Raw genomic sequence first — 25,714 nt, 5'->3', positions numbered from 1 at the left:
GACCAGTTCACGCTTTCGTTGTCAGCCGGATTCCTCCGGTTCCCCGATGGCAAGGAGCGTGGCGGTCGTGAGAGTGATAGTCGTCGGAGCCGGCGTGGTGGGCACCATGCACGCCTGGCACGCAGTGAACCGCGGCCACGAGGTCGTACAGATCGAACGAGAGACGGAGGCCCGGGGCGCGTCACTGCGCAATTTCGGCCAGATCTGGGTCAGTGGCCGCGCGGGCGGCGAGGAGCTGGAGACCGCGCTGCGGGCCCGGGAGCTGTGGGAGGAGATCGGCGCCCGGATCCCGGCGCTCGGCTTCCGCCCCAACGGCTCCCTGACCCCGCTCCGCGGCGACCTGGAACGCGCGGTCGCCGAGGCGGCCGTGGCCCGCCCGGACGCCGCCGCGCGCGGCCACAAGCTCCTCACCGCCGGTGAGGCCCGCGCGCTGAACCCGGCCCTGCGCGGCGACTTCGACGCCGCGCTGTACTGCGAGCGGGACGCCGCCGTCGAACCGCGCACCGCCCAGCTCGCCCTGCGCGCCGAACTGCTGAAGTCGCCGGGCTACACCTTCCTGCCCGGCCGCGAGGTCCGCGACGTCGTCGGCGAGAACGCCGTGCGCGACGACCACGGCGACGTCCACACCGGTGACGCCGTCGTCCTGTGCACCGGCGCCTGGCTCGGCGGCCTGGTCCGCGAGCTGGCCGGGCCGGACCTGCCGGTACGGCGGGTCCGCCTCCAGATGATGCAGACCGACCCCCTCGGCGAACCCCTCACCACCTCGGTCGCCGACGCCGACAGCTTCCGCTACTACCCCGCCTACGGCTCGCCCGCCCTGGACGAGCTGAACGCCCGGCAGCCGCAGCCGGCCACGGCCGCCGAGCACCGGATGCAGCTCCTGATGGTCCAGCGCGCCGACGGCGGACTGACCATCGGCGACACCCACGAGTACGAGCACCCCTTCGCCTTCGACACCGTCGAGGACCCCTACGACCACCTCACCGGCGTCGTCGAGTCCCTCCTGGGCCGGCCGCTGCCCAAGGTCCGCCGCCGGTGGGCCGGGGTGTACGCGCAGTGCACCGACAAGAGCCGCGTCGTGCACCGGCAGCGCGTGCGCGACGGCGTGTGGCTGGTCACCGGGCCCGGCGGGCGCGGCATGACCTGCTCACCCGCGATAGCCGAGACCACCGCGAACGAACTGGGTTGGTGACAGCACCCATGACCACTACAGACATCCGCCTCGTCGTCCTCGACATGGCCGGCACCACCGTCGCCGACGGCGGCCTGGTCGAGCGCGCCTTCGACGCCGCCGCCCGCGAACTGGGCGTCGAGCCCGGCACCCCGGACCACGCCGAGAAGCTCGACTACGTCCGCGCCACCATGGGCGAGTCCAAGATCTCCGTCTTCCGGCACCTGTTCGGCGACGAGGACCGCGCCCAGCACGCCAACACCACGTTCGAGAAGGCGTACGGCGAACTGGTCGACGGCGGCCTGATCGCCCCGGTCCCCGGCGCCCGCGAGGCCGTCGAGGAACTGACCGCCGACGGCCGTACCGTCGTCCTGACCACCGGCTTCGCCCGCGTCACCCAGGACGCCATCCTCGGCGCCCTCGGCTGGCACGACCTGGTGCCGCTCACCCTGTGCCCCGCCGACGCGGGCGGACGCGGACGGCCGTACCCGGACATGGTGCTGGCGGCCTTCCTGCGGACCGGGGCCGCCGAAGACGTACGCCAGGTCGCCGTGGTCGGGGACACCGCCTACGACGTGCTCAGCGGCGTACGGGCCGGCGCGGGACTGGTCGCCGGGGTGCGGACCGGCGCCCACCGCGACGACGCCTTCCGCGAGGCGGGCGCCGGCCACGTCCTCGACTCGGTCGCCGGCCTGCCCGCCCTCCTGCGGGGAGTCGACGGCTGATGAGCGCCACGAGCAGCGGCATACGCTTCGACTCGGTCACCGTCGCCTACGACGGCAATGTCGTCCTCGACACCTTCGACCTCACCGTCGAACCCGGCGAGGTCATGGCGCTGCTCGGGCCGTCCGGATCCGGCAAGACCACCGCGCTGCGGGCGGTCGCCGGGTTCGTGCGGCCCGCCTCGGGGCGGGTGTTCCTCGGCGACCGCGACGTCACCGACCTGCCCCCGCACCGGCGCGGCATCGGCATGGTCGTCCAGCAGTACGCGCTCTTCCCGCACATGCGGGTGGAGGAGAACGTCGCCTTCGGACTGCGCGCCCGCAAGGTCCCCCGGGCCGAGATCCGCGAGCGGGTCGCCGAGGCGCTGGACCTGACCGGCATGGGCGCCTACGCCCGCCGCCACCCCCGCGAGCTGTCCGGCGGCCAGCAGCAGCGCGTCGCCATCGCCCGCGCGCTCGCCATCCGCCCCGGCGTCCTGCTCCTCGACGAACCCCTCTCGGCGCTCGACGCGCAGCTCCGCTCCGGCATGCTCGCCGAACTGGCCCGGCTGCACCGCGAGCTGCCCGACGTGTCGATCCTCTACGTCACCCACGACCAGGTGGAGGCCCTGACCCTCGCCGACCGGATCGCGGTGATGGACAAGGCGAGGCTGCGCGCGTGCGGGACGCCGAGGGAGCTGTACCGGTCGCCGGCCGACGAGTTCACGGCGTCCTTCGTGGGCGGCGCGAACCTGCTGCCGGTGACCGTCACGGCCGGGGGAGTGTCCTTCGCCGGCGCGGACGTCAAGGTCGACACGTCGAGCGCCGCGCCGGGAGCGTCGGCAGTCCTGTGCGTGCGGCCGCACCTCGTCGGGCTCGGGGACGGACCCAACCGGCTCGCCGGGACGCTGGAGGAGATCCAGTGGCGCGGCTCGACGCACCGGCTCTTCGTCGACGTGGGCGGTCACCGGGTGATGGCTGACCTGCGCGAGCTGCGGGATCCGCCTGCTCATGGCGACGAGGTGACGCTGCACTTCGCGCCGGACGACGCGGTGCTGCTGCCCGCCGGGGTGGACCATGACTGACGTCATGCACAAGCCGCGGGCCGTCACCGGCCGGTCGCGCCCCGGCGGCGGCGGCCGCGAGCCGAGCACGGCCCAGCGCCCCTTCAGAGCACTCGTGTGGGCCTTGCCTCCGGTGGTGCTCCTCGCGGTCTTCTTCCTCTACCCCCTGGCCCTCGTCGTCCAGCAGTCCTTCCAGCCCGACACCGGCGGCACCTCGCTGGAGCCGTACGCCGACGTGTTCGCCTCGTACGCGTTCCGCGAGGCGCTGTGGACCACGGTGTGGCTGGCGGTGGCCGCGACCGCCGGGTGCCTGGTGCTCGGGTTCGTGCTCGCGCTGGTCATCGCGTTCGTGCCGTTCCCCGGGGCGAAGGCGGTCGCCCGCTTCATCGACGTCTTCCTCTCCTTCCCCTCCTTCCTGATCACGCTGGCCCTGCTGTTCATCTACGGCACGGTCGGCATGGCCAACGGGCTGTGGACGGACGCCACCGGGGCGGCAGAGGGGCCCTTCCAGTTCCTCACCACGCCCTGGGGCGTCCTCCTCGCGGAGATCACGTACTTCACGCCCTTCGTGGTGCGCCCGCTGCTCGCCGCGTTCTCGCAGCTGGACACCGCCCAGCTGGAGGCGGCCAGTTCGCTCGGCGCCCGCGCCCCGCGCATCGTCCGGCGGATCATCCTGCCGGAGGCGCTGCCCGCCCTCGCGGCCGGCGGCAGCCTCGTCCTGGTGCTGTGCCTCAACGAGTTCGGCATCGTGCTCTTCACCGGCGCCAAGGGCGTCACCACCCTGCCGACGCTCGTGTACGGCAAGGCCATGCTGGAGTCCGACTACCCGGGCGCCTGTGTGGTCGCCGTCGTCAACGTCCTGATCTCCGTGGGCCTGTACGGCCTCTACCGGGTGGTGAGCCGCCGTGCTGGTGCATAGCCGCAAGGCGAGGTGGGCCGTGTGGGCGCTCTTCCTCGTCCTCTTCCTGCCGCTCTTCGCGCTCCCCCTGCTCGTCGTCCTGGGCGCCTCCTTCGCCACCCACTGGTCCAGCGTCCTGCCCTCCGGCGCGACGATCGCCAACTACCGGGCAGCGACCCGCGGTGAAGCCCTCCAGGCCCTCACCACCAGCCTGGTCACCGCGCTCGTCGCGAGCCTGCTGGCGCTGGCCGTCGGCACCTGGGCCGCGCTCGCCGCCGCCGCGCTGAACAAGCGCCACCGCAAGATCATGGACGCCCTCTTCGTCCTGCCGGTCGCCGTGCCCTCCGTCGTCGTCGGCCTGGCGATCCTGGTCGCCTTCTCCCAGCCGCCGTTCCTCCTCAACGGCACCCGCTGGATCGTGATCGTCGCCCACACCGTGCTGGTCACCGCCTTCGCCCACCAGTCGGTGTCCGCGGCGATCACCCGCCTCGACCCGGCCTACGCGCAGGCCGCCGCCTCACTGGGCGCCTCACCCGCGTACGTCCTGTGGCGGGTGCGGCTCCCGCTGCTGCTGCCGTCCCTGACCGCCGCCGCCGGCCTCTGCTTCGCCCTGTCCATGGGCGAGCTGAGCGCCACGATGATGCTCTACCCGCCGGACTGGACCCCGCTGCCGGTCCTCGTCTACGCGGCCACCGACCGGGGCGCCCTGTTCACCGGCTCCGCCGTCGCCGTGGTGCTGATGGCGGCCACCCTCCTGGTGCTGTTCGGCGTCTCCCGCATCCGCACCAGGGCCTCCTACCGCTAGCCCCGCCCGCTCCACCGCCACTTCGCCCTTCTTCCCTCTCCCTTCTCCCTTCTCCCTTCTCCCGCAAGGAGTTCACCTCGCCATGCGCACAAAGCCCCTGCTGCCGCTCACCGCCCTCTGCCTCCTCGCCCTCCCGCTGACCGCCTGCGGCGGCAACTCCGCGGCCGCCGACGAGGACGTCGTCACCGTCTACAGCGCCGACGGCCTCAAGGGCGAGAACGGCGACGGCTGGTACGACCAGGTCTTCAAGGACTTCGAGAAGGAGACCGGCATCAAGGTCGAGTACGTCGAGGGCGGCTCCGGCGAGATGGTGCAGCGCGCCACCCGCGAGAAGCGCAACCCGCAGGCCGACGTGCTCGTCACCCTCCCGCCGTTCATCCAGCAGGCCGACGCCAAGGGCCTGCTGCAGAAGTACGCGCCCAAGGGCGTCGACCAGGTCAGCGGCGCCGACAAGGCCGCGAACGGCACCTGGACCGCCGTCGTCAACAACTACTTCGGGTTCATCCAGAACAAGAAGGAGCTGAAGCAGGCCCCCACCACCTGGGAGGACCTGCTCGACCCGACGTACGAGAACAAGCTCCAGTACTCCACCCCCGGCGTCGCCGGCGACGGCACCGCCGTCCTCATCAAGGCCATGCACGACTTCGGCGGCGAGAAGCCGGCCATGGACTACCTCAAGAAGCTCCAGGCCAACAACGTCGGCCCGTCGGCCTCCACCGGCAAGCTCGCCCCCAAGGTCGACAAGGGCGAACTGCTGGTCGCCAACGGCGACGTGCAGATGAACTACGCCCAGTCCAAGTCCATGCCGAACCTCGGCATCTGGTTCCCGGCCCGCGAGGGCGGCAGGCCCACCACCTTCGCCCTGCCCTACGCCGCCGGCCTGGTCACCGACGCCCCGCACGACGAGAACGGCAGGAAGCTCCTCGACTACATGCTCGGCCGGAAGGCCCAGCGCCAGGTCAGCGAGGTCGGCGGCGGCTTCGCGGCCCGCCAGGACGTCAAGGCCACCGACGCCAACGCGATCGCCCTGGCCAAGCTGATGGACGGCGTCGAGGTCTTCGAACCCGACTGGGACGACATCGAGGAGAACCTCACGTCGTACGTCGACGCGTGGAAGTCCGCCACAGGCAGCTGAGCACCACCCCGCCCGCACGGCTCCGCCCCTCATGGAGGTTCACGTGACGCACCGCCCGACCCGCCGCTCCCTGCTCCTGTCCGCCGCCGCGCTCGCGGTGACCGCGGGCCCGCTCGCCACCACCGCCCGCGCCGCCGCCAAGACCCCCAAGGTCCTGGTCATCGGCCTCGACGGGGCCCTGCTCACCCGCATCAAGGACGCCGACGCCCCCAACCTCGACGCCCTCATGGCGGCCGGCCTCACCGCCCCCAGCACCATCTACGCCAACCCCCTCGCGCCGACCATGTCCGGCCCCGGCTGGTCCACCCTCATCACCGGCGTCTGGCCCGACAAGCACAACGTCCGGGACAACGCCTTCACCGGCCACCGCTTCGCCCAGTACCCCGACTTCCTCACCCGGATCGAGACCGCCGCGCCGTCCCGGACGACGTACGCCGTCTCCTCCTGGGCCCCGATCACCGACACCGTCTTCTCCGCCGCGGTCGACACCCGCGTCTCCACCCCGAGCGCCGAGTACGACACCGGCACCACCTCCCGCGCCGTCGACCGGCTCGGGAACGGCAACCCCGACGCGGTCTTCGTCCAGCTCGACAACATCGACCACGCAGGCCACGACCACGGCGCGGCCAGCAGCCAGTACCTGGCCGCGATCCACACCGCCGACGCCCAGGTGGGCCGCATGGTCGCCGCCGTGAAGTCCCGCCCGTCCTACGGCGCCGAGGACTGGCTGATCATGATCACCGCCGACCACGGTCACACCGACGCCGGCGGCCACGGCGGCTCCACCCTCTCCGAGCGCTCCACCTTCCTGATCGCCACCGGCCCCACCCTCGCCGCGGGCTCCGTCCGGTACGACGTGAAGATGCCGGACGTCGCCGCCTCCGCCCTCGCCCACCTCGGCATCGCGATCGACCCGGCGTGGAACCTCGACGGACGCCCCGTCCAGCAGCCCCGCCCCGACGACTTCGACGCCCTGCGCCCGAAGCTCACCGCCCGCACCGACGAGACCGGCATCCCCGCCGGCGTCCTCGGCCACACCCACACCCCGCCCGCCGGCTGGACCGTCGACAACTCCGCGATGGGCACCGGCGGGGTCGCCGAATGGCGCGGCTGGACCTTCACCACCGACGAGTTCTGGACCTCCGCCCAGCGCGACCAGTCCCGCGAGTCCAACATCCGCGCCCGGAACGTCTTCGCGGTCGCCGACGGCGACGAGTGGTACGACAAGCCCGTCACCGGCACCTTCGACTCCACCCTGGTCAGCCCCGCCTACCCGGTCACCGGCGGCCGCACCGCCACGCTGACGTACACCACCTACTACCGCCACGAGTCGCCGCAGAAGGGCGAGGTCCTCGTCTCCTACGACGGCGCGGCCCCGGTGAGCGTCCGCACCTACACCGCCGACGTCCCCTCCCGCACCGAGACCGTCACCCTCCAGGTGCCCTCCGGCGCCCGCACCGCCCGCGTCCGCTTCCGCTACAGCGGCGGCAACAACTGGTACTGGGTGATCGACGGGGTCGCTCTGACCGGCTCCTGATTAGGCTGTGGGGCGTCGGTACGCCGTGGTTCCGGCGCCCCCGCCCATGCCCCACCGCACGCCAGGAGTTCGTCGCAATGGCAGACCGCAAGCCCATCGAGTCGTGGCTCACCGACATGGACGGCGTCCTCATCCACGAGGGCGTGCCGATTCCCGGCGCCGACGCCTTCATCAAGAGGCTCCGGGAGTCCGGCCGGCCCTTCCTGGTCCTCACCAACAACTCGATCTACACCCCGCGCGACCTGCACGCCCGGCTGCGGCGGATGGGCCTGGAGGTGCCGATCGAGTCGATCTGGACGTCGGCGCTGGCCACCGCCCAGTTCCTGGACGACCAGCGGCCCGGCGGCTCGGCGTACGTCATCGGCGAGGCCGGCCTGACCACGGCCCTGCACGACATCGGCTACATCCTCACCGACCACGACCCCGACTACGTCGTCCTCGGCGAGACCCGCACCTACTCCTTCGAGGCCATGACCAAGGCGGTCCGGCTGATCAACGCCGGCGCCCGCTTCATCTGCACCAACCCCGACGAGACCGGCCCCTCCACCGAGGGCCCGCTCCCGGCGACCGGCGCGGTGGCCGCGCTGATCACCAAGGCCACCGGCCGGCAGCCGTACTTCGCCGGCAAGCCCAACCCGCTGATGATGCGCACCGGGCTCAACGCGATCGGCGCCCACTCCGAGACCAGCGCGATGATCGGCGACCGGATGGACACCGACGTCCTGGCCGGCATGGAGGCGGGCATGCAGACCTTCCTCGTCCTCACCGGCCTCACCCGTCCCGAGCAGGTCGACCACTTCCCGTACCGCCCCTCCCAGGTGGTCGACTCCATCGCCGACCTCGTCGAACGGGTCTGAGACCCGCGAGCCCCGGTAAACCCCCGGCCCCGCGCAGTAACCCGTTCGGCCGAGCCACCGGCCCGCGCGGGATGCGGGGGCGGGGTCACCGGGGGAGTCTCCAGGTAACTGGAGGTACACGATGGGCTCACTGAAAGTCACTCTCTGTGCGGGAGCCGCCCTGACGGCGGCCCTCGCACCGATCGCGCCCGCGTACGCGGCCGACGGGGCGGGCGTCTCGGTGTCTCCGTCCGCGCCCGCGCCCGGCGGCGACGTCGAGCTGCGCGTGCCCGACTGCACCGAGCGGACCGCCGTCGCCGTGTCGGCGGCGTTCGTCTCCGACGTACGGCTCACCGTGGCCGAGAAGGACGGCGTCCTCGTCGGAGCCGCCTCGGTCCGCTCCGGCGTGGCGGCCGGCGCCTACGCCGTGCGCGTCACCTGCGGCGGCGACGACCGCCGGGGCACCGTCCACGTCGGCGAGGCCCGGCGTCCGGCCGCGCCCGCCTCTCCCGTCGCCCCCGTCGACGCGGGCGGCGGCGGCAGCGCCCGGCTGGCCGCCGCGGACGGCGCCGAGGAGGCCCGGCCCGAGCCCCCCGGCACCGCGCACACCGTGACCGGCCTGGTCCTGGCCGGCATCGCCGCCGTCGCCGTCGCGCTGCGCAGCGTCCGCAGCCGGAGCCGCGGGACGGACTGACCATGTCCGAGCAGAACGCGCGAGCCACCACCGCCCCCGGGGGCCGCCTGGTGACCGGCATCGCCTGGACCGTGCTGCTCCTCGGCCTGTGGCTGTGGGGCCGCGAGGCCACCGACGTCCGCGAGGGCATATCCCGGCCGGCCACCGGCGACATGGCGGCGGCCGGCCGTCCCCCCGACCTGCCCCTGCCCCCCGCCCACGCCCCCCTCGGCGACGCCCGGCCGCAACGGCTCGACGTCCCCGGCCTCGACATCAGCGCCCCGGTCCTGGCCGGCGGACTGGACGCCAAGGGCGCCGTCGAGCCCCCGCCGTTCGAGCGGGCCGGCTCCGTCGGCTGGTACGCCGACGGCGTCACCCCCGGCGCGGCCGGCACGGCGCTGATGGTGGGCCACGTCGACACCGAGACCCGGCCCGCCGTCTTCTACCGGCTCAGCGCCCTGGAGCCCGGCGAGACGGTCCGCGTGACCCGCGACGACGGCGCGACCGCCGAGTTCACCGTCGACGACGTCGAGGTCCTCACCCGGGACGGATTCGACGCCCGCCAGGCCTACGGCCCCCGCGACCCGGGCCGCGCCGAACTCCGCCTGATCACCTGCGGCGGCACCTTCGACCGCACGACGAACAGCTACACGGCCAACGTCGTCGTCTCCGCCTACCTCACCGGAACCGCCTCCTAGCACAGCCGTGGGCGCCCCGCCCCGGAACCGCTCGGGTGCCGGAGGCGTATGTCAGGATTGAGCCTCGCAACGCACCCAGGGGGGTTGGATGTACGGCAGCAGGGGGGCCGCGACGTTGTCCACGAGGCGGACGTCGGCGGCGGTGCTCGGCGCGGCACTGCTGCTCGCGGGCTGCTCCTCGTCCGGCGACGGGGAGGACAAGGGCCCGGGCGCCGGAGCCGGGATCACGCAGCAGCCCAAGGAGACGGACCCGTTCTGGGTCAACCCCGACGGGACCGCCGCGCGGGAGGTGGCGTCGCTGGCCGAGGCCGGCAAGAAGGACGAGGCCGAGCGGATCCGCCGGATCGCCCAGCAGCCGACCGGCGAGTGGATCAGCCCGGAGAACCCCGAGGAACAGGCCCGGGGCTTCACCGAGGCCGCCGACGAGGCCGGCCGCACCGCCCTGCTCGTGCTCTACAACATCCCGCACCGCGACTGCGGCCAGTACTCGGGCGGCGGCGCCGCCGACGGAGACGCCTACCGGGACTTCGTCGACGGCGTGGCCAAGGGCATCGGCGACCGCTCCGCCACGGTCGTCCTGGAACCGGACGCCGTGCTCCACCTGGTGGACGGCTGCACCCCGGAGCAGTTCCACGAGGAGCGCTACGCCCTGCTGAACGAGGCCGTCGGCAAGCTCACCGCCCTGAAGAACACCAAGGTCTACCTGGACGCGGGCAACGCCGGCTGGGGCCACCCCGACCAGATCTTCGACCCGCTGAAGCGCGCCGGCGTCGAGCGCGCCGACGGCTTCGCGGTCAACGTGTCGAACTTCTACCCGACCGAGGAGTCCACCGCCTACGGCAAGCAGCTCTCCGCGAAGGTCGGCGGCAAGCCCTTCGTCATCGACACCAGCCGCAACGGCAACGGCCCCTACACCGGGGGCGCCCCGGACGAACGCTGGTGCAACCCGCCCGGCCGCGCCCTCGGTGAGACCCCCACCACGAAGACGTCCGACCCCCTGGTCGACGCCTACCTGTGGGTGAAGCGCCCCGGGGAGTCGGACGGCGAGTGCAAGGGCGGCCCCAAGGCGGGCGAGTGGTACCCGGAGTACGCCTCGGAACTGGCCAGGGGATGACTAAGGCACCCGCACCCACTGGGCCTTGGAAGGCGTCCCCTCCCCGTCGGTCGCGAACATCATGTACCACCCCGACTGCACCACGTTCTTGTTCTCCGGCACCGTCACCGTCAGCCGGTCCCCGTCCGCGGTGAAGTCCAGCGCGACGGACCGCTGGTCCACGTCGGTGACGTGCGTGGAGGCGCTGGGCCGGATCAGCCGCACCTTCTTCACCGTCGACGCCGCCCGCGAGGTGAACGTGCCCGAGTCGCCGCGCGCGATGGTCTGCGGCCCGCCGGACAGGTCCGGCCGCGAGTCCCGGTACAGGTACGGCGGCGTGTAGATCTCGATCCGCTGCTCGAACTTGCCGGGCTTGGTGTTGGCCTTGTCCGCGTAGAGCGAGTCCGACCCGAAGAACATCAGGCGTCCGTCGGGCAGCAGGATCGAACCGGAGTGGTAGTTGCGGCCCACCAGCGGATCGGCCACCCGCTCGAAGTCGTTGGTGTCCGGGTGGTACATCCGGGCCTGCAGGATGTTGGAGTCGCCGCGGCCCCGGTAGTCCTCCGAGCCGCCGGAGACCAGCACGCTGTCGTCGGGCAGGACGGAGGCCTGCGGGTAGCGCGTGCCCTTCTCCATGGACGGCCCGTCCACGAACCGCGGGTCGTCCGCCTTCAGGTCGATGATCCGGGTCTTCTCGCTGGACAGCCTGGACTCGCCGACCCCGCCGCCGCCGATCACCATGTACTTCTCGTCCTGCGCCGGCGGCAGCAGCACGGTGTTCGCGGTCTCCAGCATGTCGGCGTCGCTGAGGCCGGGCACCTTGGTGAACTTGTTGGTCTCCACGTCCCAGATACCGGGGTCGCGGCCCACGTCGTCGGGGCCGTAGCCGGCGTTCGCGCCCGAGTAGAAGATCTTGCCGTTCTGCGTGAGGAACAGCGCCGGGTACGTAGGGAACTGGCGGACCTTGTCGGTGTAGGTCCACTTCCTGGTCCCGGGGTCGTATACCTCGTTCTTGCCCGGGACCAGCTGGCCGATGTCGTCGAGGCCGGAGACGCTGAGGATCTTCCCGTCGCCCAGGGTGGTGAGCGTGGGGTACCAGCGGGCCTCGTGCATCGGGTCGACCTTGATGTACTTCTCGGCGACCGGGTCGAACTCGAAGGCGTCCCGGATCCCCTGGAAGTCCTTCTTGTCGAGGGCGAGCTTCTGCGCGATGCCGTAGGTGTTGCGCGCGTCGGCGCCCGACAGCCCCTGGACGCGGTAGTTGTCCTCCGTGCCCGTCTCGTACTGGGCGCCGCTGCGCTGGGCCTCCACGTAGATCCGGCCCAGGCCCGGGTCGTTGCGCACGAACTCACCGGTGTCCGGGTCGAAGACCTTCTCGGCGCGGGGCACCAGGACCGGGTCCTTGGAGACGAAGGTCTTGCCGTTCTCCTTGCCGGTGAAGCGGGTCCCGGCGGGCAGGGTGATCGGCTGGTCCGGGTTCTCGTTGTGGACGACCATCAGACCGCCGGCCTTGGTGACGTCGCCCTTGAGCTTCTCGTACCGCTTGGTGCCGCCCGCGATCAGCAGGTTGCCGTTGGCGAGCTGGGTGTGCCCGGTGCAGAACAGGTCCGTCGGGGTCGGCACCTTCTTGACGGTGCCCTTGACGGGATCCCAGATCCGCGTGTCGTACCGCTTGTCGTCGGCGTTGTCCTGGTTGTTGCCCGACCCGGCGACGAGCAGCACCTTGCCGGTGCGCAGCAGCGCCGCGTGGATGGTGTTCTGCCGGTACTTCTCGGGAAACTCGACGATCTCCCACTTGCCGTTGGCGGCCTTGTACTCCGGCTGATTGATCTTGTACTGGTGGTATTTCTCGGTTCCGAAGCGGTAGAGCCACGGTCCGTTCATCCCGGCCAGCGCGACTACCACCGCCGTACCTATCGCGAAGCGACGGGCGCGGCGGCGGCCGGCACGGTCTTTCATTCCTTACGTCCCCCAAGTCCACCAAGGGCGATCTGCATGGTCTGGTCGTCGCCCCCGTCGGGGGAGGGCGTCCAGCTGGGCTGCTGCTGCGGTGTGTGCTGTCCGTGGGGCGCGGGCCGGCCGTGCGACGCGTGCCGTCCGCGGGACGGGGGCGGCACGGGCGGTACGGGCTCGGCGGCGACGGCCGCGGGCCGCTTCTTCGCCTTCCGCAGCTCGTGGCGCCACGCGAACATCGGCGAGGCGGTGATCAGCAGCGCGAACGTCGCCCAGATGATCATCGCGGGATGGGAGTGCCCGAGGACGAAGCCGGCGGTGATCGACGCGGCGAAGATCACGATGAAGTACCAGTGGTACCGGAAGGTCCCGAACAGGGTGTCCGGGCTGGCCGAGTCGCCCTTCGGGGTCACCACGAACTTGCTCTTGCGGCGCAGCACGGAGTCGATGAGCGCCTTGGCGTACAGCGGTGCCGACAGCGCGGACATGATCATGCCGGCCACACCGCCGGAGCCCTCGGGCTCGTGCGGGGAGACGTTGTGGCGGCGGTTCCAGACGTAGAGGCCGATCTGGAGCGCGGAGGCGTTGCCGTAGAGCATCAGCCAGACCGCGGGGTCGATGTTGACGCCGGAGGCGCCCAGGCCCAGGAACAGGCAGCAGCTCAGCGCCGCGAGGATCCAGTTCAGGGCCGACATCGGATAGAAGATGATCATCATCGTGTAGTTGAAGAGCTTGCTCGGCGGCAGCGAGTACCAGCCCTTCCAGTACTGCTTGAGGATCGTCTCGTACGTCCCCCGCGACCAGCGCATCTGCTGGGTGAAGAAGTCCGTCCAGGCGTTCGGGCCCTCGCCCACCGCGAGCACGTCCGGGGTGTAGACCGAGCGCCACTTGCGGCCGGTGGCCGGGTTCCTGTGACGGTGGATCTCGAAGCCGGTCGCCATGTCCTCGGTGATCGAGTCGTACAGCCCGCCGATCTGCTTGAGCGCGCTGATGCGCACCGCGTTCGAGGTGCCCACGAACATGGGGGAGCCGTACCGGTTGCCCGCGCGCTGGATCAGCGCGTGGAAGAGGAACTGCTGCGACTCGGCGGCCTTGGTGATCGGGTTGTCGTAGTTGCCGTAGACCTGGGGGCCGATGACGAAGCCGACGTCCGGGTCGCGGAAGAAGCCGAGCATCCGCTCCAGGTAGTTGGGCAGCGGCACGTGGTCGGTGTCGACCGAGGCGAAGAAGTCGTATTCGCCGCCGTGCGCGTCCAGCCAGGCGTTGTAGTTGCCGTGCTTGGTCTTGGCGCGGTGCGGGCCCTTCTTCCGGTTCCACTTGGAGACGCCCTTGCGGGAGAAGTGGTGCACGCCCAGGCGGGCGCAGACCTCCTTCACCTCGGGGTCGTCGCCCTCGTCGAGGAGCCAGACGTGCATGAGGCCGCGGTGGCGGATCTTCACGGCCGCCTCCAGGGTCTTCGTCACCATCTCCAGGGGCTCCTTGCCGGGCACGAAGGAGGTGAGGAAGGCGACCCGGGTGCCGGTCTCGGGGACCACGGGGACCGGGTCGCGGGCGACCAGGGTGGCGTGCGCGTTCGAGAGCACGTTCAGGCAGCGGAACAGCTCGATCAGGCCGATCGCCACGAGCATCACGATGTCGAGCGTGGGCAGCCAGTCGAAGGCGGGGTAGTCGCGCTCGGTCCAGTGCGTGGGCTGGAGCAGCCAGACCAGCAGCACCACCGACAGCAGCGGGGCGGCGGCCAGCATCAGCGCCACCCGGACCCGGTGCGGCTCCTGGGATATCAGCGAGCGGTACTGGACCTGGTACGGCTTGTGCGGGTCGGGCTGGGTGAGGGGGCCCGCGAGGCGGCTGTAGTGCTCGTAGTCGTACTTCGGCAGGGTCTTGCGTATCCGCCGGAACGAACCGGTGTTCCAGGACCGATGCCCGGGCACCCGGAGCTGGGTGGTCTGTGACGGGTCCTCGTCAGGTCCGGCGCCCGTCGGCGTCGACGTCATGAATCATCCCCCCACACGCGGGTCATGCGTGTTTCGTCGCTTTCCTGGCCTGGACAGGTCCCCCTCGACCGTCAGACACCTTATATAGACATGGAATGGATGCCCCCGGTTGCAGGGGTGCTCGCTCGGCATCCGGCCCATGAACCGGACCAGGGTTCTATGGGCTTCCTCATGATCGCAAGGCGTTCCCGGCCCGGGTACACCGAAGGCCCCCCGTGTGATACGAGGGGCCTTCGGCCGTCTGTGCGCCGCCAGGGACTCGAACCCCGGACCCGCTGATTAAGAGTCAGCTGCTCTAACCAACTGAGCTAGCGGCGCCTGCTGACCTGCACAACTCTACCCGATGTCGCACCGTGCTCCGGACCGCCCGCGGGCGCTCCCGCGAGGTCCGCGGGGTACCCGGTTACATCATTCGGACCGTCAACATGCGAATGTCACACCCGGTTGGGAAACTGGCGGACATGTACCGAAGTGCACCGCCGCGGACATGCGCACCGGGAGTGTGAGGGGAATCGCATGGACACTCCCGTATTCGAGGAACTCGACGCCGCGGGCGACTGTGAATGTCCCGGTTGCCGTCGCCGGAAACCCGTCGCCCCGGGGCCCCCGGCGGGTCGGCGCGCGCTGATCGTCGCCACCGCCGCGGCGGCCGCCGTCGGGGCGGGCGCCGCCGCCGCGCCCCCGGCCACCGCGCACGCACCCGAGCGGCCTGGCGTCCCCGCGGCCGAGGACCCGGACACCCCGCAGGGCGGGCGGGCCCCGCTGCACGGTCCGGCGGGCCGGCCCGCCCCCGCGCCCGGCACCCGGCTGGCCACCATCAGCCGTACGGAGATCATCGACCGGGCCAAGACCTGGGTCGCCGCCAAGGTGCCGTACAGCATGACCGCCTACTGGTCCGACGGATACCGGCAGGACTGCTCGGGATACGTCTCGATGGCTTGGAAGCTGCCGACCAACGAATGGACCGGAAGCCTCGGCACCGTCGCGGACCGGATCACCAAGGACGAACTCCAGCCGGGCGACATCCTGCTGTTCCACAACGCGGCCGACCCCCAGAAAGGCTCACACGTGGTGATCTTCGGCGGCTGGACCGACTCCACACACACCGCCTACACGGCCTACGAGCAGACCCCGCCGCACGCCCGGAAGCTCGCCACGCCCTACGCCTACTGGAGCAACTCCGCGAAGTACCTGCCCTACCGGTACAAGGGGGTGGCGGAGGGCAAGGCCGGGACCGGCGGCGCGCCGGCCGCGGCCCGGGCGTACCCCGGGGCGTCGTACTTCGGTCCCGGCGCGAACAACCGGCACGTGACCGAGCTGGGCCGGATGCTCGCGGCCAGGGGCGCCGGCCGCTTCTACGCCTCGGGGCCGGGACCCCGCTGGTCGGAGGCGGACCGCAGGGCGACCGAGGCGTTCCAGCTGGCCCAGGGCTGGCGCGGCAGGGAGGCCGACGGACTGCCGGGACCCGGCACCTGGCGGCTGCTGGCCGAGGGCCGCGGCAAGGACGTGCCGGCCGCGGCCGGGGGCTCCGCCTCGCACGGGGTGGCCGGCTACCCGGGCCGCGCGATGTTCCGCCCCGGAGCGGAGAACCCGTACGTCACCCGGCTCGGCGAGCGGCTCGTGCGGAAGGGATTCGGCCGGTACTACACGACCGGGCCGGGTCCGCGCTGGGGCGAGGCGGACCGGCGGGCCGTCCAGGCGTTCCAGCGCACCCAGGGCTGGCGCGGTGGCGCGGCGGACGGCTACCCGGGCCCGGAGACCTGGCGGCGGCTCTTCTCCTGACCGCCCGCCCGAGATGATCACCCGTTCATGAGGCGTCTGGCGCGGAGGCTGGAGCACGCATGAGTACGACATCGTCAACGAACCCCCAGACCACGGCCCCGGCCGGACCCTCGCCCGCGGCGGAACCCGGCCCCCGGCCCGCCCGCCTGATCCACAACGAGGCGACCACCGAGATCCCCGTCCACCTGCTGTTCCGCGACGATCCCGCCCCCGCGCCGGTGCCGGTGCGGCCCGCGGTCGTCGGCCGCCGCCAGGGCACCGGCGAGCAGCCCCGGGCACGGCGCCCGGAGGCGGCGCGGCCCCGCCCGGTGCCGTACGTCGACCCGGAGCTGACGGAGCGTCCGGCGCGGGTGCTGCCCGGCGCGGCGGGTGTGGCCGCCGGGTTCTGCGGGGCGGCGGGCTGCGCGGTCACCTCCTGGTGGGCCGGGGTCGTACCGCCGCTCGCGACCCAGGCGCTGGGGCTGCCGGTGCACGCCGGCGCGGGGCTCGGGCCCGCGCAGTGGGCGGCGTACGCGGCGGCCGGGGCGCTCGGGATGTTCGGGTTCGGCGGGCTGGCCCGGGGCCGGACCGGGCGGGCCTGGGTGCTCGGTCTGTTCGGCCGCTACCGGGGGACGGTGCGGCGCACCGGCCTGATGTGGGTGAACCCGCTGCTGCTGCGCCGCCGGGTCGACGTCCGGCTGCGGCACTGGCGCAGCGAGCCGATGCCCGCGGCCGACGGCAACGGGGTCGCGCTGAGGGCGGTGACGCTGGTGGTGTGGCGGGTGCGGGACACCGTGAAGGCCACGCTGGGCGTCGAGGACCACGAGACGTATCTGCGGGAGTGCGTGGAGGCCGCGCTGGCCCGGGTCCCGGTGGAGCCGCTGGGCACGGTCCGCAGCTCGGCCGACGTGGCCGGCGACACCCTGACCCGGCTGGTCGCGGCGGACGCGGCGCCGGTGGGCCTGGAGGTCTTCTCGGTGCGGCCGGTCCGGGTGGAGTACGCCCCGGAGGTCGCCGCCGCGATGCACCGGCGCCGGATCGCCGCGCTGGACGCGGCGCAGCGGGCCAGCGTGCTGACCTCGGTCGTGGACTCGGTGGAGGACACGGTGACCCGGCTGACCGTGCGGGGGCTGGTCGAACTGGACGACTACGAGCGCAAGATGCTGGTCAAGGACCTGACGGTGGCGTTCTGCGCGGGGCGTGGGGACACCGGGCACTGAGGGGCGAGCGGGTTCCGCTATTGGTATGGACATGTTCAACTAACGGCAATAATCTGAGACTTGGTCTAGACCTGCACGGCTCGCTGAACTTCCCCACACGTCACAGGAGCAGCAGTATGCGCACAAGGACCAAGATCTACGCCGCCGCGGTGGGTATGGCGACCACCGGAGCCCTCGTGCTCTCGTCCGGCGGCGCCACCGGTCACGGCTACACCGACCTGCCCGTCAGCCGGCAGAAGGTGTGCCAGAACGGCACCGTCAGCGGGTGCGGCTCCATCCAGTGGGAGCCGCAGAGCGTCGAGGGGCCGAAGGGCTTCCCGGCCGCCGGTCCGGCCGACGGGAAGATCTGTTCCGCGGGGGTCGGCTCGTTCGCCCCGCTGGACAGCTCCAAGCAGCCCAACGGCCAGGCCTGGCCCGCCACCAAGGTGAACGGCGGGCAGAGCTACACCTTCCGCTGGCAGTTCACCGCCCGGCACGCCACGACCGACTTCAAGTACTACGTCACCAAGCCGGGCTGGAACCAGAACCACAACCTGGCCCGGTCCGACCTCAACCTGACGCCGTTCTTCACGGTGCCCTACAACAACCAGCAGCCCCCGGCCACGCTCTCCCACTCCGGCACCCTGCCGTCCGGGCTGAGCGGACGCCACGTGATCGTCGCCGTCTGGACGATCGCCGACACGGGCAACGCGTTCTACGCGTGCTCGGACGTCACCTTCTGAGCCGTCCGATCGGGCGGAAACGAACAAGATCCCCCTCGCCGGAGCGAGGGGGATCTTGTGCTGTGCGCCGCCAGGGACTCGAACCCCGGACCCGCTGATTAAGAGTCAGCTGCTCTAACCAACTGAGCTAGCGGCGCATGACTCCCGCCGTCCGCTGTCAGCGGCCGGCGACGAAGAAAATACTACCCGGTCCCGAGGGGTGCTCCCGACCACTGCGGCCACCGGGGACCGCGCTAGATCGTCAGCGACAGGAGCACCGGCGCCGCGTTCCGGTTCAGCTCGTCGGCGGCCTCGCGCAGCCGGTGCGCGTGCTCCACCGGCAGCGACAGGGCCAGGCAGCCCACCGACGCGCCGGCGGTGATCGGGACGGCCGCGCAGACCGTGCCCACCGCGTACTCCTGGAGGTCGAGGACCGGCACCGTGGGCGGCTGGGACTCCAGCCGGGACAGCAGGAGCTTGTCGCTGGTGATGGTGCGCGAGGTCAGCCGGGCCATCCGGTGCCGGGCCAGGTGATCGCGGCGGCCCGCGTGGTCCAGCTGGGTCAGCAGGCTCTTGCCGACCGCGGTCGCGTGCGCCGAGACCTTGAAGTCGACCCACTCGTTGACCTTGGGCGTGGCCGGGCTGTCGGCGTACTGGGTGACGCTGACCTCGCCGTCGACGTACCGGCTGATGTAGACGGCGGCGCCCACCGAGTCGCGCAGCCGGTCCAGGGTGCGCTGGAGCTTGTCGCGCACCGCCTGCTCGCGGCCGTCGGCCGAGCCCAGGCGGGCCAGGGCCTCGCCGGTGACGTAGGCGCCGTCGGCGGTCTGCTCGACGTAGCCCTCGCGGCGCAGCATGCGCAGCAGTGCCGGCAGCCGCTCGAGGTCGAGGCCGGAGCCGCGGCCGAGTTCGGCGGCGGTGACTCCGGAGGTGTGCCGCGTCACGGTCTCCAGGACGCGCAGGGCGTCCTGGGCCGAGTGGCGCGGCGCGGTCGGCTTGTGCTGAAGCGCCACGGTGGTCTCCCCCTGCGCTCGCTGGTAGGCCCCTGCCCCTGTCCCTGCCTGTGCCCCCGGTCCGGACAGCGGATCCCCTCCACGATAGCCGCCAAGAGGCCCGGAGTGAGGGGGTGTTGGCGAGATTTCGCCGCCCCCAGCTGCGGCGATGACCCGCTGTCATATGCCGGTGGCGTGCCCCGGCGCCCCGGCCTGGGACGTTGGGGCACGCCACGTCGTCACGGCGGCGGCCGGGCTCAGAGCACCGCGCTGAGAAACTCCCGCGTCCGGTCGTGCTCCGGCTCGCTGAAGATCTTCTCCGGCGGGCCGGCCTCTATGACCCGGCCCGAGTCGAACATCAGCACCTGGTCCGATATGTCCCGGGCGAAGTTCATCTCGTGGGTCACGCACAGCATGGTGATGTCCGTGCTGCGCGCGATGTCCCTGAGCAGGTCGAGGACGCCCGCGACCAGCTCGGGGTCGAGCGCCGAGGTGACCTCGTCGAGGAGCAGCACCTTCGGCCGCATCGCCAGCGCCCGGGCGATCGCCACCCGCTGCTGCTGGCCGCCGGAGAGCTGGGCGGGGTGCGCGTCGCACTTGTCGCCGAGGCCCACCATGTCGAGCAGCTCCCTGGCCCGCTCCACGGCCTCGTCCTTGGACAGCCCGAGCACGGTGACCGGGGCCTCGGTGATGTTGCGCAGCACCGTCATGTTCGGGAACAGGTTGAACTGCTGGAACACCATCCCGATCTGCTTGCGGACCTCCCGCCGCTCCTTCTCGCTCGCCGGGAACAGCTTCTGCCCGTCCACGGTGATCGTGCCCTCGTCGGGCTTGAGCAGCGTCATCAGCAGCCGCAGGATCGTCGTCTTGCCCGAGCCGGACGGGCCGATCAGGGTGACGTGCTTGCCCGCGTCCACGGCGAAGTCGAGGTTGTCGAGGACGGTGTTGTCCCCGAATCTCTTGGTGACCCGCTCCAGGCGGATCAGCTCGGAGCCGCTCCGCTCGGGGCTCTTCTCGGGGTTGGGCAGGGTGTCAGTGGACAAGGCGTCGCTCCAGGGCTCGCAGGGCAAGGGAGGCCAGGTAGGAGATGATGATGAAGGCCACACCGATCACCGTGAGGGGCTCGGTGAACTGGAAGTTCTGCTGCGAGAACAGCCGGGCCTCGCCGAGCATCTCCAGCACCGTGATCGCCATCAGCAGCGGCGTGTCCTTGAGCATGGAGATCACGTAGTTGCCGAGGGCGGGCACCACGCGGCGGATGGCCTGCGGCAGGATGACCGCCGTCCACGTCCGCCGCAGCGGCAGGTTGAGCGCCGTCGCGGCCTCCCACTGGCCGACCGGCACCGCCTCGATGCCGGCCCGGTAGACCTGCATCGTGTACGTCGAGTAGTGCAGGCCGATGGCGACCACACCGGTGGTGAGCGCCGAGAAGGTGATGTTCCACTCGGGCAGCACGTAGAAGAGGAAGAACAGCTGCACCAGCAGCGGGGTGTTCCGGACGAACTCGGTGACGACGCCGATCGGCCAGGTCACCCAGCGGCTCGGCACGCGCATCAGCAGCGCCCACACCAGGCCCAGGGCGAACGACACCGCCGAGCCCAGGACCAGGATCTGCAGGGTGACCAGCAGACCGTCCCAGAAGTGCGGCATGAAGTCGGAGACCGCGCTCCAGTCCCAGTTCACGACACACCACTTCCCTCGGGCACCGGCACGGCCGCCGTCTTCTTCCGCGGTGCCTTGCCGACACCCGCCTTGAGCTTCTTCTCCAGGCCGCGCATCACGCGCGTGAGCAGGAAGGCGATCACGAAGTAGATCAGCAGGATGTACGTGTAGATCTCGGCGCTCTCCTGGAGCGCGAGGCGCACCAGGTTGCCGCTGAAGGCCAGGTCGCCCATGCCCATGATCGAGACCAGGGCGGTGCCCTTGAGCAGTTCGATCAGCAGGTTGGAGAAGGGCGGGATCATCTCCGGCACGGCCTGCGGCAGCAGGATCAGCCTCATCCGCTGCCAGGGCGTGAAGCTCAGCGCGATGCCGCCCTCCCGCTGCGCCGGGTCGACCGCGCCGAGCGCGCCGCGCACGATCTCGGAGCCGTACGCGCCGTAGGTCAGGCCGAGCGCCAGCGTGCCCGCCCACATCGGCACCAGCTGCCAGCCGAAGGCCGGGGGCAGCACGAAGAACACCCAGAAGATCATCACCAGCGCCGAGGTGCCGCGGAACACCTCGGTGTAGAAGCCCGCGAGGAAGCGGACGATCCACAGCCGGTGGGTGCGCGCGATGCCGACCACGAAGGAGACGGCGGTCGCCAGCAGGGTGCTGAAGAAGAGCAGCTGGACGGTGACCCAGATGCCCTGGAGTACGAGTTCCCACAGTCCCGAGGTCATCCGCCGCACAGCTCCTTCGCGGTCAGATCGGTCATCTCGTTCTCGGTGAAACCGAAGGGCTTGAGGATGCGCAGCAGTTCGCCGCTCTTCTTGAGCTTCTGCAGCTCGACGTTGAAGGCGTCCCGCAGGTTGGTCTCGTCCGGGCGGAAGGCGAAGCCGCCGCCGTCGACGTGCGGCTTGCCGTCGACCAGGGGCGCGAACGCCTCGGTCGCCTCCGCCTTGCTGGACTTCTTGACCACCTCGCGCACGGTCAGCGCCGTCCCCGCGAAGACGTCCACGCGCCCGGACTCGACGGCGTTGAGACCGGCCACCTGGTCGGGGACGATCAGGATGTCGTCCTCCTTGTACCCGTGCTCCACCGCGTAGGCGATCTCCGCGTAGCCGGTGCCCGTCGCGAACTTGGCCTTCTTCTCGACGACGTCCTTGTAGTCGCGCAGCCCGAGCGGGTTGCCCTTGCGCACGATGTACGCGTCGAGCATCTGGTAGTCGGGGTCGGAGAAGATGACCTGCTGGCAGCGGTCGGGGTTGATGTACATGCCGGCGGCCACGACGTCGAACTGCTGCGACGCCAGCCCCGGGATGAGGGAGCCGAACTCCGTCGGCACCGGCTGCACCCGGTCCACTCCGAGGCGCTTGAAGATGACCTTGGCCAGCTCGGGTGCCTCGCCGGTCAGCTCACCGTTCTTGTCGATGTACCCGAAGGGGATCTCGCCCGCGATACCGAGCCGGGCGACGCCCTGGGCCCGGAGCCGGTCGAGGAGGTCGCCTCCCTCCTCGCCGGACGCGGTGGCCACCCGCGAGCAGCCGGCCGCTCCCAGTGCGCCGAGCGCCGCGACCCCCGCGAGCAGCGACCGGCGTGTGGGTCCGGCTGTCCTGGACCTTTGGTCGGATATACCCCATGGAGGGGTTCTGTGTGGTGGAGCCATGGGCGCGCAGCTACCCGAAGGGGGAGGGGTTATGCCGACCGTTTTCAGTCCGATACCTCGGCCCCGCGCTCTTGACCGCGGGGCCGCGGGGCACTGCCATGGAGGGCATGGCTGATCGCTACATCGAAGTCTCGCTGGTCAAGCGCGGAATCACGTGCACGGCCCAACTGCTCGACGACCGGGCCCCGATCACCTGCCAGGCCGTCTGGGACGCGCTCCCCCTCGGCAGCGACGTCTACCACGCCAAATACGCCCGCAACGAGATCTACGCCCTTTTCCCGCCCTTCGCGACATCCGAGCCACCGCTGGAGAACCCGACGGTGACCCCCATTCCGGGTGACCTGTGCTATTTCGCCTTCGCCGGCGCCGAACTGGGCACCAAGGCGTACGGCTACGACCGCGAGGTCCGCCCGGGCACCACCCTCGTCGACCTCGCCCTGTTCTACGAGCGCAACAACCTGCTGCTCAACGCCGACGTCGGCTGGGTCCCCGGCACCGTCTGGGGGCAGATCGTCGACGGCCTCGACGCGATGGCCGAGGCCTGCAACGACCTGTGGCGCACGGGGGCGGCGGGGGAGACGCTCGGCTTCCGGCGGGCGTAGGGGGCCGCGTGCCGCCCCAGCGGGCGGCCGGCCCCGTCCGCCGGCCGCCCGCGGCTACCCGGGCCCGGCCCCGTACAGCGCGTGGGCCGCGCGCAGGACCAGGTCGTCGCGGTGCCGGGCGGCCACCAGCTGCACGCCGACGGGGAGCCCGTCCCCGTCGGTGCCCGCCGGGACCGACGCGGCGGGCTGCTGGGTCAGGTTGAAGGGGTAGGTGAAGGGCGTCCACCCGGTCCACCGCCGGTGGCCGGATCCCTTCGGCACCTCGGCGCCCGCCTCGAACGCCGTGATCGGCAGCGTCGGCGTGACCAGCAGGTCGTACTCCTCGTGGAAGCGGCCCATCCGGCGGCCCAGCTCCATGCGGACGTCCACCGCGGCCAGGTAGTCCAGCGCCGAGTACCGGGAGCCCGCCCCGACGATCTCCCGCAGCCCCGGGTCGAGCAGCTCCCGCTGTCCCGCCCGCAGATGCTGGACCACGCGCGCCGCCCCGCTGAACCACAGCGTGTGGAAGGCCTCCACCGGGTCCGTGAAGTCCGGGTCCACCTCCGCCACGTAGGCGCCCAGGTCCGCCAGCCGCTGCACCGCCCGCCGGACCCCCTTCGCCACCGCCGGACGCACCGCCACCTGCCCGCCGAGCGAGGGCGAGTACGCCACCCGCAGCCCCCGCACCCCGCCGGCCAGCGCCTCGGTGTACGAACCGGGCGCGGGGCCCAGCGCCGACCAGTCCCGCGCGTCGGGGGCGGCGATGACGTCGAGGAGCAGCGCCGCGTCCGCCGCGTCCCGGGTGATCGGGCCGACGTGCGCGAGGGTGCCGAACGCGCTCGCCGGGTACAGCGGCACCCGCCCGTACGTCGGTTTCAGGCCGAAGACGCCGCAGAAGGACGCCGGGATGCGCACGCTCCCGCCGCCGTCCGTGCCGAGCGCCAGGGGACCCGCCCCGAGCGCCACGGCCGCCGCCGCGCCCCCGCTGGAACCGCCCGCCGTACGGGAGGGGTCGTGCGGGTTGCGGGTGATGCCGGACAGCGGCGAGTCCGTGACGCCCTTCCAGCCGAACTCCGGCGTGGTCGTCTTGCCGAGGAACACCGCGCCGTGCTCGCGCAGCCGCGCGACCGAGGGGGCGTCCTCGTCCCACGGGCCGTCGGGCGACACGGCCCGCGAGCCGCGCAGGGTGGGCTGGGCGCGCGTCAGGAGGATGTCCTTCACCGTGACCGGCACCCCGTCCAGCCGCCCGCACGGCTCCCCGCGCCGCCACCGCTCCTCCGACCGCCGGGCCCGGTCGAGGGCCTCCTCCTCGGTCAGCCGGACGAAGGCGTTCACCTCCGGCTGGATCCGCCCGGCCCGCTCCAGGGCCGCCCGGGTCACCTCGACGGGGCTGAAGACGCCCTTGCGGTAACCGTCGACGAGCTGCACCGCGGTCAGCTCCGTGAGGTCGGTCATGCACCCTCCCGCCTTCCAGGTCCGTCAGTGTCCGGGCACGTATCCGCGCTTCTTGTCGACCACGTTGGCCAGCGGCCGGCCCGCCGCCCAGCTCTCGAACAACTCCACGAACTGCGCGCCGAGTTCGTCCCGCCAGCCGACCGTGTCCCCGCTCATGTGCGGGGAGATGATCAGGTCCGGGACGCCCCACAGCGGACTCTCCGGCGCCAGCGGCTCCCGGCTCAGCACGTCCAGTGCGGCGCCCGCGATCCAGCGCCGGTTCAACGCCTCGGCCAGGTCGTCCTCGACGACCAGCTGACCGCGCCCCACGTTCACGAACCGGGCGGAGGGCTGCATCACCCCGAACCGCCGGGCGTCGAACATGCCGCGCGTGTCGTCGGTCAGCGGTGCCGCGGCGATCACCCAGTCGGCGCGGGCGAGGAGCCGGTCCAGTTCGTCCGGGCCGTGCACGCCGGTGCGGGCGGTGCGGCCGACCAGCGCGGTGGTGATGCCGAGCGCCTTGAGGGTCCGCGCGATCGCCCGCCCGATCGGCCCGGAACCGACCACGCAGGCGCGGGTCCCGGCCACCCGCGTCGACTCGCGGTGCCGCCAGGTCCGCTCGCCCTGCAGCCGCAGCGTCGTCGGCAGGTCCTTCGCCATCGCCAGCACGAGCGCGGCGACGTACTCGGCGATCGGCTGGTCGAAGACGCCGCGCGCGTTGGTCACCACGGTCTCGGAGTCGGCCAGTTCCGGACACATCAGGTGGTCCACCCCGGCGCTCGCGGTGTGCACCCAGCGGGGCCGCGGACCGCCGCCGGGCCACGCCTCGCGCACCGCGTGCGAGGTGAAGTCCCACACGAGCAGCACGTCCGCGTGCGGCAGCCGCTCGGCGAGGGACGACGCGTCGGTGTGCTCGATCCGGGCCCGGCCGGTCAGCCGGCCCAGCCGGGGGAGGGGTTCGGCGTCCAGGACGAGAAGCGTGGGCGTGCTCATCGGCAGGCGTGTCTCCGGTACGGGGAACGGGGGCTGTTCGGGTGTCGACGCGGAAGTTAACCGGCTGTTGACCTCGGAGTGACGCGGGCGGATTGACCACGCTCGCACCGCAACCTACCTTCGTCAACACGGCCGTGCGTAACGGTGCGTTGCCCTCTCCTTCCTCA

24 protein-coding genes and 2 tRNA genes are annotated in these 25,714 nt (G+C 71.8%); 15 read left to right on the top strand and 11 right to left on the bottom strand.

Annotation, left to right across the window (positions count from 1 at the left end; genetic code table 11):
• The first annotated feature begins 67 nt into the window (after window positions 1-67).
• The 11 genes from IE108_RS11305 (at window position 68) to IE108_RS11255 (ending at window position 10,632) form a co-directional block, all read left to right on the top strand.
• Window positions 68-1,192, top strand: coding sequence for a TIGR03364 family FAD-dependent oxidoreductase (locus IE108_RS11305; RefSeq protein WP_064731775.1), 1,125 nt, complete (start codon window positions 68-70; stop codon window positions 1,190-1,192).
• A gap of 8 nt (window positions 1,193-1,200) precedes the next feature.
• Entirely contained in the window at window positions 1,201-1,896 is a 696-nt protein-coding gene (locus tag IE108_RS11300; RefSeq protein WP_064728071.1) for an HAD family hydrolase, read from the top strand.
• Window positions 1,896-2,957, top strand: a complete 1,062-nt coding sequence (locus tag IE108_RS11295) for an ABC transporter ATP-binding protein (RefSeq protein ID WP_064728070.1) — start codon at window positions 1,896-1,898, stop codon at window positions 2,955-2,957. The genes IE108_RS11300 and IE108_RS11295 overlap by 1 nt, the downstream gene beginning before the upstream one ends.
• Entirely contained in the window at window positions 2,950-3,855 is a 906-nt protein-coding gene (locus IE108_RS11290; protein WP_079163514.1) for a 2-aminoethylphosphonate ABC transporter permease subunit, read from the top strand. The genes IE108_RS11295 and IE108_RS11290 overlap by 8 nt, the downstream gene beginning before the upstream one ends.
• The gene (locus IE108_RS11285; RefSeq protein ID WP_189397620.1) at window positions 3,842-4,639 is read left to right on the top strand and encodes an ABC transporter permease; all 798 of its coding nucleotides are present in this window, start codon (window positions 3,842-3,844) and stop codon (window positions 4,637-4,639) included. Before IE108_RS11290 ends, IE108_RS11285 begins: the two co-directional genes overlap by 14 nt.
• Window positions 4,640-4,721: 82 nt before the next feature.
• Window positions 4,722-5,774 carry a 2-aminoethylphosphonate ABC transporter substrate-binding protein gene (locus IE108_RS11280; RefSeq protein ID WP_064728068.1) on the top strand — a complete coding sequence of 351 codons (1,053 nt, stop codon included), beginning with the start codon at window positions 4,722-4,724 and terminating at the stop codon, window positions 5,772-5,774.
• Window positions 5,775-5,805: 31 nt separating this feature from the next.
• Window positions 5,806-7,311: an alkaline phosphatase family protein gene (locus IE108_RS11275; RefSeq protein WP_189397619.1), complete on the top strand. Its 1,506-nt coding sequence runs from the start codon at window positions 5,806-5,808 to the stop codon at window positions 7,309-7,311.
• A 77-nt stretch (window positions 7,312-7,388) separates the two neighbouring features.
• Window positions 7,389-8,168, top strand: a complete 780-nt coding sequence (locus IE108_RS11270; protein WP_064728067.1) for an HAD-IIA family hydrolase — start codon at window positions 7,389-7,391, stop codon at window positions 8,166-8,168.
• Window positions 8,169-8,289: 121 nt separating this feature from the next.
• Complete coding sequence (locus IE108_RS11265; RefSeq protein WP_064728066.1) at window positions 8,290-8,841, top strand: hypothetical protein; 552 nt, start codon at window positions 8,290-8,292, stop codon at window positions 8,839-8,841.
• A 2-nt stretch (window positions 8,842-8,843) separates the two neighbouring features.
• Window positions 8,844-9,518: a class F sortase gene (locus IE108_RS11260; protein ID WP_064728065.1), complete on the top strand. Its 675-nt coding sequence runs from the start codon at window positions 8,844-8,846 to the stop codon at window positions 9,516-9,518.
• A gap of 88 nt (window positions 9,519-9,606) precedes the next feature.
• On the top strand, window positions 9,607-10,632 hold the full coding sequence (locus IE108_RS11255) for a glycoside hydrolase family 6 protein (protein WP_064728064.1): 1,026 nt from the start codon (window positions 9,607-9,609) through the stop codon (window positions 10,630-10,632).
• Here IE108_RS11255 and glxA read toward each other — a convergent pair whose 3' ends face one another.
• The 3 genes from glxA to IE108_RS11240 form a co-directional block, all read right to left on the bottom strand.
• Complete coding sequence (gene glxA / locus IE108_RS11250; RefSeq protein WP_064728063.1) at window positions 10,633-12,570, bottom strand: radical copper oxidase GlxA; 1,938 nt, start codon at window positions 12,568-12,570, stop codon at window positions 10,633-10,635.
• A complete protein-coding gene (locus IE108_RS11245; RefSeq protein WP_064728062.1) occupies window positions 12,567-14,558 on the bottom strand; it encodes a glycosyltransferase family 2 protein in 1,992 nt (663 codons plus the stop codon). Before IE108_RS11245 ends, glxA begins: the two co-directional genes overlap by 4 nt.
• A 244-nt stretch (window positions 14,559-14,802) precedes the next feature.
• Window positions 14,803-14,876: transfer RNA gene (locus tag IE108_RS11240), tRNA-Lys, on the bottom strand.
• Window positions 14,877-15,074: 198 nt separating this feature from the next.
• Here IE108_RS11240 and IE108_RS11235 point away from each other — a divergent pair.
• The 3 genes from IE108_RS11235 (at window position 15,075) to IE108_RS11225 (ending at window position 18,261) form a co-directional block, all read left to right on the top strand.
• Complete coding sequence (locus IE108_RS11235) at window positions 15,075-16,340, top strand: peptidoglycan-binding protein (RefSeq protein WP_064728061.1); 1,266 nt, start codon at window positions 15,075-15,077, stop codon at window positions 16,338-16,340.
• 59 nt (window positions 16,341-16,399) lie between these two features.
• Window positions 16,400-17,539 (top strand): SPFH domain-containing protein, encoded by a 1,140-nt coding sequence (locus IE108_RS11230; RefSeq protein ID WP_064728060.1) that lies wholly within the window; start codon window positions 16,400-16,402, stop codon window positions 17,537-17,539.
• Window positions 17,540-17,655: 116 nt separating this feature from the next.
• Entirely contained in the window at window positions 17,656-18,261 is a 606-nt protein-coding gene (locus IE108_RS11225; RefSeq protein WP_064728059.1) for a lytic polysaccharide monooxygenase auxiliary activity family 9 protein, read from the top strand.
• Window positions 18,262-18,324: 63 nt separating this feature from the next.
• On the opposite strand, the gene IE108_RS11220 is transcribed toward IE108_RS11225, so the two are convergent.
• From IE108_RS11220 to ehuB, 6 genes are all read right to left on the bottom strand, one after another.
• Window positions 18,325-18,398 (bottom strand) — tRNA-Lys (locus IE108_RS11220).
• Window positions 18,399-18,494: 96 nt separating this feature from the next.
• Window positions 18,495-19,253: an IclR family transcriptional regulator gene (locus IE108_RS11215; protein WP_064728058.1), complete on the bottom strand. Its 759-nt coding sequence runs from the start codon at window positions 19,251-19,253 to the stop codon at window positions 18,495-18,497.
• Window positions 19,254-19,489: 236 nt separating this feature from the next.
• The gene (gene ehuA, locus IE108_RS11210) at window positions 19,490-20,275 is read right to left on the bottom strand and encodes an ectoine/hydroxyectoine ABC transporter ATP-binding protein EhuA (RefSeq protein ID WP_064728057.1); all 786 of its coding nucleotides are present in this window, start codon (window positions 20,273-20,275) and stop codon (window positions 19,490-19,492) included.
• On the bottom strand, window positions 20,265-20,915 hold the full coding sequence (ehuD, locus tag IE108_RS11205; RefSeq protein WP_064728056.1) for an ectoine/hydroxyectoine ABC transporter permease subunit EhuD: 651 nt from the start codon (window positions 20,913-20,915) through the stop codon (window positions 20,265-20,267). The genes ehuA and ehuD overlap by 11 nt, the downstream gene beginning before the upstream one ends.
• A complete protein-coding gene (gene ehuC / locus IE108_RS11200; RefSeq protein WP_064731772.1) occupies window positions 20,912-21,613 on the bottom strand; it encodes an ectoine/hydroxyectoine ABC transporter permease subunit EhuC in 702 nt (233 codons plus the stop codon). Before ehuC ends, ehuD begins: the two co-directional genes overlap by 4 nt.
• Window positions 21,610-22,539 (bottom strand): ectoine/hydroxyectoine ABC transporter substrate-binding protein EhuB, encoded by a 930-nt coding sequence (ehuB, locus tag IE108_RS11195; protein WP_107420168.1) that lies wholly within the window; start codon window positions 22,537-22,539, stop codon window positions 21,610-21,612. The genes ehuC and ehuB overlap by 4 nt, the downstream gene beginning before the upstream one ends.
• A gap of 107 nt (window positions 22,540-22,646) precedes the next feature.
• Here ehuB and IE108_RS11190 point away from each other — a divergent pair, with 107 nt between their 5' ends.
• The gene (locus IE108_RS11190; protein WP_064728054.1) at window positions 22,647-23,141 is read left to right on the top strand and encodes a DUF3830 family protein; all 495 of its coding nucleotides are present in this window, start codon (window positions 22,647-22,649) and stop codon (window positions 23,139-23,141) included.
• A gap of 54 nt (window positions 23,142-23,195) precedes the next feature.
• On the opposite strand, the gene IE108_RS11185 is transcribed toward IE108_RS11190, so the two are convergent.
• Together IE108_RS11185 and IE108_RS11180 are read right to left on the bottom strand one after the other, a co-directional pair.
• Window positions 23,196-24,575, bottom strand: coding sequence for an amidase (locus tag IE108_RS11185; RefSeq protein WP_064728053.1), 1,380 nt, complete (start codon window positions 24,573-24,575; stop codon window positions 23,196-23,198).
• A gap of 24 nt (window positions 24,576-24,599) precedes the next feature.
• Window positions 24,600-25,547 (bottom strand): D-2-hydroxyacid dehydrogenase, encoded by a 948-nt coding sequence (locus IE108_RS11180; RefSeq protein WP_064728052.1) that lies wholly within the window; start codon window positions 25,545-25,547, stop codon window positions 24,600-24,602.
• Window positions 25,548-25,714: the final 167 nt, after the last annotated feature.

Origin of the sequence: Streptomyces parvulus, from assembly GCF_014648855.1 — a bacterium.
Lineage (GTDB): Bacteria > Actinomycetota > Actinomycetes > Streptomycetales > Streptomycetaceae > Streptomyces > Streptomyces parvulus.
The sequence above is the reverse complement of the archived record's forward strand: the minus strand, read 5'-3'. Positions and strand labels throughout refer to the sequence as shown.